This window comes from Bradyrhizobium sp. AS23.2, assembly GCF_001908185.1.
In the GTDB taxonomy this organism is placed as follows: Bacteria; Pseudomonadota; Alphaproteobacteria; order Rhizobiales; family Xanthobacteraceae; genus Bradyrhizobium.
Genome location: NZ_LGHM01000219.1, coordinates 17,160 through 29,068, shown reverse-complemented (window position 1 = coordinate 29,068; position 11,909 = coordinate 17,160). Strand labels below are relative to the sequence as shown.

12 protein-coding genes and 1 pseudogene are annotated in these 11,909 nt (G+C 64.1%); 8 read left to right on the top strand and 5 right to left on the bottom strand.

Translation table 11 applies throughout. The annotated features are described in order from the left end of the window. From AC630_RS47485 to AC630_RS37535, 3 genes and pseudogenes are all read right to left on the bottom strand, one after another. Nucleotides 1-125 (bottom strand): annotated as a pseudogene (locus AC630_RS47485) (polysaccharide deacetylase family protein); the annotation flags it as partial. 143 nt (nt 126-268) lie between these two features. Next, nucleotides 269-838: a glutathione peroxidase gene (locus AC630_RS37540; RefSeq protein WP_074123409.1), complete on the bottom strand. Its 570-nt coding sequence runs from the start codon at nt 836-838 to the stop codon at nt 269-271. A 93-nt stretch (nt 839-931) separates the two neighbouring features. Continuing rightward, nucleotides 932-2,677, bottom strand: coding sequence for a L,D-transpeptidase (locus AC630_RS37535; protein ID WP_074123408.1), 1,746 nt, complete (start codon nt 2,675-2,677; stop codon nt 932-934). Nucleotides 2,678-2,886: 209 nt separating this feature from the next. Between AC630_RS37535 and AC630_RS37530 the strand changes: the two genes are divergently transcribed. The 3 genes from AC630_RS37530 (at nt 2,887) to AC630_RS37520 (ending at nt 4,606) form a co-directional block, all read left to right on the top strand. After that, nucleotides 2,887-3,435 (top strand): CreA family protein, encoded by a 549-nt coding sequence (locus AC630_RS37530; RefSeq protein WP_074123407.1) that lies wholly within the window; start codon nt 2,887-2,889, stop codon nt 3,433-3,435. A 608-nt stretch (nt 3,436-4,043) separates the two neighbouring features. After that, on the top strand, nt 4,044-4,208 hold the full coding sequence (locus AC630_RS45935) for a hypothetical protein (protein WP_167561356.1): 165 nt from the start codon (nt 4,044-4,046) through the stop codon (nt 4,206-4,208). Nucleotides 4,209-4,243: 35 nt separating this feature from the next. After that, nucleotides 4,244-4,606, top strand: a complete 363-nt coding sequence (locus AC630_RS37520) for a hypothetical protein (RefSeq protein ID WP_074123414.1) — start codon at nt 4,244-4,246, stop codon at nt 4,604-4,606. Nucleotides 4,607-4,619: 13 nt separating this feature from the next. Here AC630_RS37520 and AC630_RS37515 read toward each other — a convergent pair whose 3' ends face one another. Next, on the bottom strand, nt 4,620-4,865 hold the full coding sequence (locus tag AC630_RS37515; RefSeq protein ID WP_074123406.1) for a DUF6719 family protein: 246 nt from the start codon (nt 4,863-4,865) through the stop codon (nt 4,620-4,622). A 67-nt stretch (nt 4,866-4,932) separates the two neighbouring features. Continuing rightward, complete coding sequence (gene pdxR, locus AC630_RS37510) at nt 4,933-6,402, bottom strand: MocR-like pyridoxine biosynthesis transcription factor PdxR (RefSeq protein WP_074123405.1); 1,470 nt, start codon at nt 6,400-6,402, stop codon at nt 4,933-4,935. A gap of 75 nt (nt 6,403-6,477) precedes the next feature. On the opposite strand from pdxR, the gene AC630_RS37505 reads away from it, so the two are divergent. The 5 genes from AC630_RS37505 (at nt 6,478) to kynU (ending at nt 11,791) form a co-directional block, all read left to right on the top strand. Next, nucleotides 6,478-7,203, top strand: a complete 726-nt coding sequence (locus AC630_RS37505) for a pyridoxamine 5'-phosphate oxidase family protein (protein WP_074123404.1) — start codon at nt 6,478-6,480, stop codon at nt 7,201-7,203. A gap of 54 nt (nt 7,204-7,257) precedes the next feature. After that, entirely contained in the window at nt 7,258-8,535 is a 1,278-nt protein-coding gene (locus AC630_RS37500; RefSeq protein WP_074123403.1) for an ArgE/DapE family deacylase, read from the top strand. 358 nt (nt 8,536-8,893) lie between these two features. Further along, a complete protein-coding gene (locus tag AC630_RS37495; protein WP_074123402.1) occupies nt 8,894-9,703 on the top strand; it encodes a hormone-sensitive lipase in 810 nt (269 codons plus the stop codon). Between the two features lie 37 nt (nt 9,704-9,740). Continuing rightward, on the top strand, nt 9,741-10,580 hold the full coding sequence (gene kynA, locus AC630_RS37490) for a tryptophan 2,3-dioxygenase (RefSeq protein WP_074123401.1): 840 nt from the start codon (nt 9,741-9,743) through the stop codon (nt 10,578-10,580). An 8-nt stretch (nt 10,581-10,588) separates the two neighbouring features. Next, entirely contained in the window at nt 10,589-11,791 is a 1,203-nt protein-coding gene (gene kynU / locus AC630_RS37485; protein WP_074123413.1) for a kynureninase, read from the top strand. Nucleotides 11,792-11,909: the final 118 nt, after the last annotated feature.

The following is an 11,909-nucleotide window of genomic DNA, read 5'->3' as shown; positions in this document are numbered from 1 at the left end:
TGCGTGGCGGCTGCGGGCTTCGCGGCCGGGGTCTGCGACCATGCGGCGCCGGTCATCGCCAGAGACATCGCGCTTGCCAAAATCAGTCCTGCAGCCACACGCATGGTGTTGTCCTCGAGATTGATCCCGTTGTTCCACCGTGGCTTTTCGCCTCCGGCAAAACCATCCTGCCCCTTGATGACCCTAGCCTAGATGGTGGGCCCTCGTCATTGCAACGGCTGTTTGGCGTCCCGCCACAATTGTGCCCAACCGTGTTGGGCGCGTCGTGTCAGCTATCGGCCAGTGCCTTGGCGACCGCCGTTTTGATCCGTGTGTCGGTCGGATCGACGGCTGAGGCGAAGACCTCCGCGATATAGCCATCGCGGCCGATCAGGTATTTGTGGAAGTTCCAGCGCGGAACCTCTCGGGGGCGTGCGTCTGCCGCCCATTTGTAGAACGGATGCGCCTTCGCACCGACCACAATGGTCTTGGCCGCAATCGGGAAGGTAACGCCGTATTGGTGGTGCGCGGTCTCCGTGATTTCGCTGGTGCCACCGGGTTCCTGTCCGCCGAAATCGTTGGAGGGTACGCCAATCACAGTCAGTCCGCGCTCGCGAAATTCGCTCCAGATCTCCTGCAAGCCGGCATATTGCGGAGTGTAGCCGCAGAGCGAGGCGGTGTTGACGACGAGCAGTGGCCGGCCTGTGAAAGCGGCAAGGCGGATATCGTCGCCGGACAATGCCGGGAAGGAAAAGGCGTAGGCCGAGATCCGGCTCATTCCGCCATCGGCGAGTGCGCGGGTTGCCGGCCCGAGCGTGCCTGCAAGCGCCGCGATGAGCATAGTCCTGCGGTTCATCATGACGGTATCCCCCGAAATGATTCGGGGCGAATGCTACTCCGCCTTCGCGATCGGCCTCGTCAACACCGCGTTATCGGACGCCGCGAAGCGCGGCTAGTGCAGGCGGACGATGAAGTCGGTGCCTTCGCCGGTCTCGCCCTGGTTGATGCCCTGGTCGGAGACGATGATCGAGCTGCCGCTGGTCAGCATCTCGTTGATCTTCGCCATGGTATCGGACGGGATCGAGATACGGTCGAGCGCCTCGGCCGGGCTGTCCGGCGTGACCACGGGCTTCGCGGCGACTGGGATCAATGCGGCACCACGCTGACGGCGCGTCATGCGGCCATCATCCTCGCGCGCGGCGGCGCGGACCGAGACCGGCAGCGACACCACAGACCAGTGCAGCGCATTGGTGTCGGTCTTGTCGACTTCGGCGGTGAAGACATGCGTGCCGAGCGGCCGCTCGCTCGCAGCGATCGTGACGGGCACCTCGAACAGCGGCGCGAAATTCTGCCGCACGTAGAGCTTGGAGTCCTTGCGGCTGATGAAGACGGCGATCTGGCCGGCTCGCTTGGGCGCTTCCGGCTTTGCGGCCGGCGCGGGATCGGTGCTGTGGGTCTCGTCCTTCTTCGCGTCCGGTGCGGGCGCTGTAGCCGTGACAGCCGCGTCAGACTTCTTCGCCGCGTCGGCGGCTTCAGCCTTGGCTGCCTCGGTCTTGGCTGCCTCGGTCTTGGTTGCTTCGGATTTGGCTGGCTCGATCCTGGCAGCTTCAACCTTGTCATCGGCCGTCTCGGCCTTAGGCGCTTCCGCGATATCAGCGGACTTCACTTCAGCATTCGCCGGCTTGGCGGCTTCTCCCGACTGCGGCTTGGCCGCGTCGGAGGCCTCGGCAGTCTTCGTCCCGGACTTGGCAGGCGCTTCAACCTTGTCGGCCGGCGCAGCCGCTTCCTCGCGGGCCGGCGCATTGCCCGTCGTCATATCCGACATCACGTTGTGGCCGACCGACGCGCGCAGTTCGAGGGCGCTGTCCACGCTGGCGGTCTTGGTTTCGACCGGCTTGACCTGAGCTGTCTTGACGTCAGCGGGCTTGACCTCAGCCGTCTTGACCTCAGCCGTGTTGGCTTCGGTGACCTTGGTTTCCGCCTCGCTCTTGTCGGCCTTGTCGCCGAGTTTGGTTTGCGGCTCGAGGCTGGCGGCGGGCTGCGGCGGCACGCGCACGGAAGCGAGCAGGGGATGCGAGAAGCTCTGCGGCGACATCTGGCCCGGCGTGACGATCACGCGCGCGCCCATCTTGGTCCAGTTCCACATCTTCACAGCGAACGCCGTCGGCATGCGGATGCAGCCGTGCGAGGCGGGATAACCCGGCAACACGCCGGCATGCATGGCGATGCCGGACCAGGTGATCCGCTGCATGTACGGCATCGGCGCGCCGCTATAGATGTTGGAGTGGTGGAATTTGTGCTTCTGGATGACGCTGAACACACCCATCGGCGTCGAATGACCCTTCATGCCGGTCGACACCGGAGACTCCGCGAACACGCCATGGGAATCGTAGATCGTGACCTTCTGCCGCTCGATCGAGATGACGATGACGAGCGGTCCTTGCGGCTTGGTACCGGCTTCCTTTTCCGCGACGACCGCTTTCTTGCCCGCTGCGCCGCGCTTCTGCGGCTTCTGGCGCGGGATTTCGGGATGCCGCTCCTGCCGGGCGTAATAGGACCCGTCCGAATAATCCGTCCAATAATAAAACGCTGCTTCTGCCTGGCTGGTCGTGCCGATTGCACTGGCCGCCGTCAAAATGGCAACCTGCCACAGCCGTGCAGGCGCGGCGGCAAAACGGGACCCGTTCACGCTATTCATTCCTTGAATCCACAGTCCAAATCAGACGTTAGTCTCGCAGAGGGGATACTCGTTCACCAACGTGGCGGTTCGGTGATCAGCTAACTTTGTCCAAGACGTAGCAAAAAAGCCTCACGGAGCGGTAAACGGCGGCCGCCCCCCGCGGCAGGTCGTCTTCCTGACGGGCGGTCGCATCCCTACATTGCGGGAACTTGCTACCGGAGAACTTCATGTCATCTCGTTTCCCTGGTCTTTCCGGCATCCGCTTGAAAGACCTCGCTTTATTCCTGCTGCTGCTGGCTGTGCCGGCGACCTCGGCAACCGCTGCCGACGAACCGGATCTGATCTTCCGCCGTTCGACCGTGTTCAAATGGATGAGCCCAAACGACAAGCTCGCGACCTACGGGCTGGACGATCCCGAGGTCGAGGGCGTCGCCTGTCATTTCACAGTGCCTGAGAAGGGCGGCTTCAAGGGCTGGCTCGGCCTTGCCGAGGAGGTCTCGGACATCTCGCTCGCCTGCCGCCAGGTTGGTCCGATCAAGTTCAAGAACAAGATGGAGCAGGGCGACGACATGTTCCGCCAACGCCGCTCACTGTTCTTCAAGAAGATGCAGATCGTGCGCGGCTGCGACGCCAAGCGCAACGTGCTCGTCTACATGGTTTATTCGGACAAGCTGATCGAGGGTTCGCCGAAGAACTCGACCTCGACAGTGCCGATCATGCCGTGGGGACCGGCTGATGCAAATGTCCAGAAGTGCGGCGAGTTCTTCACTCAGTGACGACAGCGCGGCTGGCGCGCATTTGTGCATGATGCGAGCCGGTCAGCCGCACGAACATCTGCGGCGCGGCCTCGTAGCCGCGGCTAGACTGCAGCACCATAGCGCCGGGTGCAGTGGTGCTGGGTCGTTGGTCTCCGCCGTCCGTCCATTGGTCCGCGCCCGCGCGTCGCTGCGCGATGTCCCGCCAGCATGATGGCCATCCCTCACGTGAATGCGCCCGGTGATCCGGGCGTCTCGGTTTCGATGGCTTGGGTCGCAGCCGAAGCGCCCCCAGTTCGGCATGGCCCAGCCTTCGTTTGGGCTTCTCTTCAGCAGAAAAACTTAAAATGCATGTGAAGCGTGTGAGGCGCGAACGTGACGGCGCCCCGCGCACGACGCGATTCCGGGCCGGAACAGGGCTTACCAGACCGCTTTGGGCCGCGGCGTGACGCGTCTGAAATGATTGGGTTTTTCCGCCGAATGTTTCGTCGCCCCGGACGCGACGAAACAATTCTCATGACGACGAAACCATTTTCCCGTTTTGGCGCATCACGCGCGAAACTGCCCGTGGTTATCAGCGTCACACCGACGACGGCGCACCGCCGGCCACGGAATTCGGAGACAAGCCCATGCGCGCGCTCAGCTTCATCCTTGCTTTCGGCTTTGTGCTCGCCGGTTCCGCGTTCGCAGGTTCCCCGGACGGCAATCTCCCCGGTATCGGTACGTTCCAGTACAGCGGCTCGCCGGTCACGCCCACTGCGCCGCAGCCGATCGTGGTCGCCGCGCGCTTTTGATAGCCAACAAGAAAAATCAGCAGGCAAAGGCCATCATGTTCCTTCGTCTCTGTGCCGCAGCGTTCATTTCCCTTCTGACCATCAGTTCCGTGCAGGCGCAGGTGCGCGCGCCTTCCAGGCTGCCGGATCCGCGCAGCGAGTTCGTGCGTCAGTGCGCGCCGCGCATGCTCGGACGCTGGGAACATCCGGAGGAAGTTTGCGGCTGCCTGCATGACCATGCCGCCGCTGTCGTCGAGGACCGCGATTTGCGCGAGGCGCTGCTGCGCGGCATCAGCGAGACTGGCGTGCCGACGATCGAGACCGATTGGGTGCCGACGTCCAAGCAGGGTGAGATCGGCCCGACCTTCACCAAGATCGCCAAGCCCACCTTGCAGTGCATGTTCGATCCGGCGAAGTAACGCTCTTCGTTGATTACTTTGTTTTCGGACCGTACCGCGGCACACAGGAGCTCGTCCGCGCCACGCCATTGTCGGTCATCTTCGCGCCGCGCACTTCCTTGACCTGCCCGGCGGGGCAGGTTCCATCATCCACGAGCACGCGCTGGCCGAGCTTTAGATCAACGATGTCCTGTTCGCGTCCGATCGTTCCTGCGCGCGCCGTCGAGGCGAGGGCGAGAGAGATCAGGAGCGAGAGGCTGGCTGCGCGGCGGAGAAACATGATGAGCGGTCTCGGTATCGATGCCACAATCTAGGTAAGAGCTGGCGATTCTGATAGTGAACCTTCGTCAACGCCGCTGCGCCGATTTGCCCCTCGCGCGCAAGGTGGTGCGCGATTCCCGCGCCAGCCGTTCGGCTGACGCCACGAGTTGTGGAACCGCGTGCCCCGAAAATCCCAGCACGAACCCTGGCAGCGGACGCGCGCGCGAATAGGTGTCGGCGAGCAGCCAACCTTCCGCGCCGGCCGCCTGCTTGGCCTCGGCAGCCACGGACAGATCGACCGACGGATCGAATCGGGCGACAAGATGCAGGCCCTGCGACGGCACCGGCACCGATAGCGCCCCGTCCGATGCAGCTTCCAGCGTCTCGGCCAGCGCATCGCGCGCCTCGCGATAAAGCTTTCGCACCCGCTTCAGGTTGGCGGCAAAGGCACCCGAGTTGAGCATGTCGGCCACCGCGCCTTCCATTAGCGTGCCGGGGAAGCGGTCGAGCGCCGCTCGGGCCGCCGTCACGTCCGAGATCAAGCGCTCGGGCAAGGCGCAGTAGCCGATGCGCAGGCCGGGAAACAGGGTCTTGGCGAATGTGCCCATGTAGATCACGCGCTGGAGGTGATCGATGCCGGCAAGCGACATCAGCGGCGCACCGTCATAGCGGAACTCGCTGTCGTAATCGTCCTCCAGCACGAAGGCGCCGGCCTGCTTCGCCCAGTCCAGGAGTTCGAGCCGCCGCGGCATCGACATCTGCACGCCCAGCGGGAACTGGTGCGATGGCGTCACATAGGCCGCCCGCGCTGAAGGCGCCGCAGTGCGTCCCTTGGCGACACGCATTCCGTGCTCGTCGACGGGAACGGGTACGGCGCGATAGCCGCAATGCGCGATCGTCCTGCGGGCCGCGGGATAGCCGGGGTCCTCGCACCAGACCTGGTCGTTGGGCCTGAGGATCGCACTCAGCACGATGCGCAGCGCGTGCAGCGTGCCTGACGTCAGCATGATCTGGTCAGGGTCGCAGCGCAGGCCCCGCGCCGACAACAGATGATCGGCGATCGCCGCACGCAGCTCGCGGCTTCCGCGAGGATCGCCATAATGCAGATGCTCGGACCCGAACGCGCGCATGCGGCGGCCGACGAAGGCGCGGAAGCGCTGCACCGCGCGCTCGTCAATATGGGTGCAGCCGAGCGAGAACGCGCCTTGCCGCGGTGCTTCGACCACGGCCTTGGGCTTCTTCGGCTCCGCCGCGCGCGCTGGGATGCGCGCGGCGACGAAGGTGCCGGAGCCGACCGTCGCCTCGGCGAAACCGTCGACGATCAAGCGCTCATAGGCCGTGACCACGGCGTTGCGGCGAAAGCCCGTCTGCCTGGCCAGCGTCCGCGATGGCGGCAGCGGCTCGCCGGGTTTGACGAGGCCAGAGACAATCATCTCGCACAGCGCCTGATACAGCCGGTGTGCCGCGGACGCGCCCGGCGTGATGTGCGCCCCGGTGAGGTCGAGCGGCAGCTCGGCCTTGGCCGGCGAGGGGAAATTGGTCGGAATCTTTCGCATGGAATTGGCACTATCGCAGACCAAATCTGCCGCTACAACTGGTCTGGAATTCTTCCGATCCCGACAGGAGCGGCCGTGAGCCAAGCTGAGATCCCCACTTCCTATCCGACGTCAGCGCGCAACCAGGTGAAGCGTCGCCACGACCGCGGCTTCTACGATCACGACACGGTTCATCGCATCCTGGACTCCTCGATGCTCTGCCATGTTTCATATGTGATCGACGGCCAGCCCTATTGCACGCCGACCTTCTTCTGGCGCGAGGGGACCAGGCTCTACTGGCACGGCTCGAGCGCCAGCCGCATGCTGCGCAACCAGACCAGGGGCGAGCGCGTGTGCCTCACGGTCGCCCATCTCGACAGCCTCGTGCTGGCGCGCTGCGGCTTCAATCATTCCGCCGACTACCGCGCGGTGATGGCGTTCGGAACCGCCTATCTCGTCACCGATGCCGAAGAGAAGGAGCGTGCGGTGATCGCGATGGTCGATCGCTTTTTTCCGGACCGCACCGCGAGCCTGCGCCAGAGCAACACGCAGGAGGTCAAGGCGACCTCTTTCATCGCGATGGAGATCGAGGAGGCCTCGGCCAAAGTCCGCGCCAAGGGTGTCGCTGATGACGACGAGGACTACGAGTTGCCGATCTACGCCGAGCGCATCCCCGTACGGACCGTGCTCGGCGCGCCGGAGCCGTGTCCGCGCCTGCTCGACGGCGTAAAGCGGCCTGCGACGCTGAATGGCTATCTCGAAGGCCGGTTGCTCGAAGATGCATTGCGGGATGCTTATTTTGTACAGTACCCGAAGGGCTGAAATCGGCTAGCTTGCGCTCCATCGATGATCTGAATGCCCGATTGGAGTAGCCTGATGAATGCCGAGACGCAGCAGAGGATTCTTGACGCCGTCGATGCCGGCTTCGAAGCCCAGCTTGCGACCACAAGTGATTTCGTCGCGATCCCCTCGACCCGCGGGGCGGAGGGACCATGCCAGGACATGATCGGCGACCTCCTGCGCGAGCGCGGCTACGAGGTCGACGACTGGCACATCAATGTCGACGACTTGAAAGATCTGCGCGGCTTCGGCCCGATCGAGCACGATTTTTCGAAGGCGCGCTCGGTGGTGGGGACCTACCGTCCGCAAACGAACGGCGGCAAATCGCTGATCCTGCAGGGCCACTGCGACGTGGTGCCGGCGGGGCCGCTGGAATTGTGGGACACGCCGCCATTCTCGCCCGTCATCAAGGACGGCAAGATGTTCGGCCGCGGTGCCTGCGACATGAAGTCGGGCACCATCGGCGCGCTCTATGCGCTCGACGCGATCAAGGCGGCCGGCCTGAAGCCGACGGCGCGGATTCACTTCCAGTCGGTGATCGAGGAGGAGAGCACCGGCGTCGGCGCACTCTCGACGCTTCAGCGCGGCTATCGTGCGGACGCCTGCTTCATTCCGGAGCCGACCAGTGGCAAGATGGTGCGCTCGCAGGTCGGCGTGATCTGGTTTCGCCTGCGCGTGAAGGGCCATCCGACCCACGTCGCCTTCGCCGGCTCCGGGGCGAATGCAATCATGGCGGCGTATCATTTGATCCAGGCGATCCAAAAGCTCGAGATCGAGTGGAACGAGCGTGCTAAAGCCGATCGCCACTTCAAGACGCTCAACCATCCGATCAACTTCAACCCCGGCATCATCAAGGGCGGCGACTGGGCGTCCAGCGTGCCGGCCTGGTGCGACGTCGACTGCCGCATTGCCGTATTGCCGGGCTGGTCGATTGCCGATCACCAGAAGGAGATCATGGCCTGCGTCGCCGCTGCCGCGCGCAACCACCGCTTCCTCGCCAACAATCCGCCGGAGATCGAATGGTCGGGCTTCCTGTCGGAAGGCTATGAGCTGACCGATGCGGCGGCGCCTGAGGCCGCCTTCGCAAAGGCCTTCGACAAGGTCTATGGCGGTGCGGTCGAGGACCTCGTCTTCACCGCGCTCACCGACACCCGCTTCTACGGCCTCAATCACGGCATCCCGAGCCTGTGCTTTGGCGCAAGCGGCGGCGAGATGCACGGCTTCAACGAATTCGTTGATCTGGACTCGCTGAAGAAGACGACCAAGGCGATGGCGCTGTTCATCGCGGATTGGTGCGGGGTGGAGAAGGCGTAGACGCGCGCGCCGCTCTCTCCGCCGTCATTGCGAGCGTAGCGAAGCAATCCAGAGTCTTTCAGTGGTGACAGTCTGGATTGCTTCGTCGCATCAGCGCAAAATTGCTGCGCAATTTTGTCGCGAGCTCCTCGCAATGACGGACTGCCAGATCCTCATCCCGAGGAGCGCGGAATGCGCGTCTCGTAGGATGAAGGCCGGCCGGCGGCCTCCTCAGGGTGAAGAGAAATATCTTGCCGGTCCTCTGCCCCAAACAAGGGCGCAGTCAAATGCTTTAAGCTTAAAGTAAAGACTAGGATGGCGGCCGCGCCGGTGGCAGACTGGCGGCCGGTTCGCTGGGCCTGAGTCCTTGGGAGTCACGATGCGCGATTGGGATGATGCTTATGCCAATACGGCCCATATCCCGGGCTCCGACAAAATGCCGGCGCAGTGGGCGGAGAGCGCAGCGGCTTACCGCGCCGGGCTGAAGGATTTCCGCGCCGACATCGCCTATGGCTCCGGCGAACGCCAGCGCCTCGACCTGATCCTGCCCGATGGTGAGAGCAAGGGCCTCGTCGTGTTCGTCCATGGCGGCTACTGGATGCGCTTCGATAAGTCCACGTGGACCGATCTCGCCGAAGGCGCGCGGCACCACGGCTGGACGGTCGCGCTGCCGAGCTATACGCTGACGCCCGCCGCGCGCATCTCCGACATCACCGCGGAGATCACCGCCGCGATCGCCAGGGCGGCCTCGCTCGTCGCAGGGCCGATCCGGCTCGCCGGCCATTCCGCCGGCGGCCATCTGGTCACGCGCATGCTCTGCGACGACAGCCGGCTCGAACCCGCCGTCTACAACCGCATCGCCGGTACGCTTTCGATCAGCGGCCTGCACGATCTGCGGCCGCTCCTGAAGACGAAGATGAACGAGACGCTGCGGATGACGATGGAAGAGGCGAAGCTCGAGAGTGCTGCACTGCATCTACCGCGTGGCATCTCACCGGTCACTGCCTGGGTCGGCGGCGGCGAGCGGCCCGAATTCATCCGGCAATCCGACCTGATGGCCAATGTCTGGACCGGCTTCGACGTGCAGACACGTCTGGTCGTCGATCCCGGGCTCAACCATTTTACCGTGCTCGACGCCCTGAAGGACCCGTCGTCGCCGATCACCGCGCGCCTGATCGGCCTCGACTGACGAGGACCTAAGGGATGATCGATCGGGAGGATCTGTCATGACGTCCAGCGATTACGATCCTGCAAGCGAAGGCGCCGAGACCGATTTCGCCCGGCGCATGTCCTACGGCGACTATCTGGCTCTGGATGCGATCCTCGGCGCGCAGCATCCGCTCTCGGAAGCGCATGACGAGATGCTGTTCATCATCCAGCATCAGACCACCGAGCTGTGGATGCGCCTTGCCATCCACGAGCTCAGCGCCGCGCGCCGCGCCATCGCCAGGGACGAGGTTGCGCCCGCGATGAAGATGCTGGCACGGGTCTCGCGCATCTTCGAGCAACTCAACAACGCCTGGGACGTGCTGCGCACCATGACGCCGAGCGAATACACGCGCTTCCGCTCGCAGCTCGGCCAGTCCTCAGGCTTCCAGTCACGGCAATACCGGCTGATCGAATATCTGCTCGGTAACCGCAATCACGCCATGCTCAAGCCGCACGCGCACGACGCCGAGGTGACCAGGCTGCTTGAATCCGAGCTTGCCACGCCGAGCCTCTATGATGAAGTGCTGCGGCTCGCCGACCGCAGCGGGCTCAAGATGCCTGCGGCCGTGCTGGCTCGCGATGTTCGCGAGACCCACAGCTTCAACGAGGGCGTGCTGCAGGCCTGGCGTATCGTCTACGAGGCCCCGGGCACGCACTGGATGCTCTACGAGCTCGCCGAGAAACTGGTCGACTTCGAGGATTATTTCCGGCGCTGGCGCTTCAACCATGTGACGACAGTCGAGCGCGTCATCGGCTTCAAGCGTGGCACCGGCGGCACCGGCGGCGTGAGCTATCTCAAGCGCATGCTGGAGGTCGAGCTGTTCCCCGAACTCTGGCGCGTGCGTACGATACTGTAGAGATGTCCATGACCAAGCTTCGCGTCTATGACGACACCAGGGCACTGTTTCATCTGCCCGACGGCGTAGTCTATCTCGACGGTAATTCGCTCGGTGCGCTGCCGCTTGGCGTTGCCGAGCGCGTCAATCGCGTTATCACGGCCGAGTGGGGCGATGAACTGATCCGCGCCTGGAACACTGCGGGATGGTATGCCCAGCCGCGCCACGTCGGCGATCGCATCGCGCGACTGATTGGCGCGGAAGCCGGCTCCGTGATGGTCGGAGACACGCTATCCCTCAAAGTCTATCAGGCGCTTGCCGCCGCGCTCGACATGAACGCCTCGCGCAAGATCGTCCTGTCGGACACCGGCAATTTTCCGACTGATCTCTACATGGCCGAGGGCCTGATCGCCACGCTCGGGCGCGGCCATCAATTGCGCCTTGTGGCACCGGAGGAGATCGAGACCGCGTTATCGGAGGAGATCGCGGTGCTCTACGTCACCGAGGTCGATTACCGCACGGGTCGCCGTCACGACATGGCGAAGCTGACGGCAAAGGCGCATGCGCTCGGCATCGTCACGGTCTGGGATCTCGCGCATTCGGCCGGCGCACTACCGGTTGATCTTGCCGGCAGCGGTGCCGATTTCGCCGCCGGCTGCACCTACAAATATATCAATGCCGGCCCCGGCGCGCCGGCCTTCCTCTATGTCGCGCCGCGACACACCGATTGCGTCCGCGCTGCGTTGTCGGGCTGGATGGGGCACGCCAAGCCATTTGCATTCGAGCTTGCCTATGTCGCCGCCGGCGGCATCGAGCGCATGCGCGTCGGTACGCCGCCGGTGCTGGCGATGGCGGCACTGGAGGCCTCGCTCGACATCTGGGACCGCGTCGACATCCGCGAGGTCCGCGCGCGTTCGCTGGCGCTCGGCGATTTGCTGATTGCCGAAGTCGAACGCCGCTGCCCGTCTCTGAAGCTTGTCACGCCACGCGCGCACGATCGCCGTGGCTCACAAGTCTCCTTCGCCTTCGACGGCGGCTACGCCGCCATGCGGGCTCTGATCGCCCGTGGCGTCATCGGAGATTTCCGCGCGCCGGACATCATGAGGTTCGGAATCACGCCGCTGTATATCGGCGAGGGTGAAATCATGCGGGCGGCGGAGATCATCGAGGAGGTAATTTCAGACGAAGTGTGGCGCCGGCCGGAATATCAGGTGGTGAACGCGGTGACGTAAGGATGGGGGCTGCCCGGACGTCATTGCGAGGAGCTCGCGACAAAATTGCGCAGCAATTTTGCGCTGATGCGACGAAGCAATCCAGGATCCGTCCGCAGAGGTACTCTGGATTGCTTCG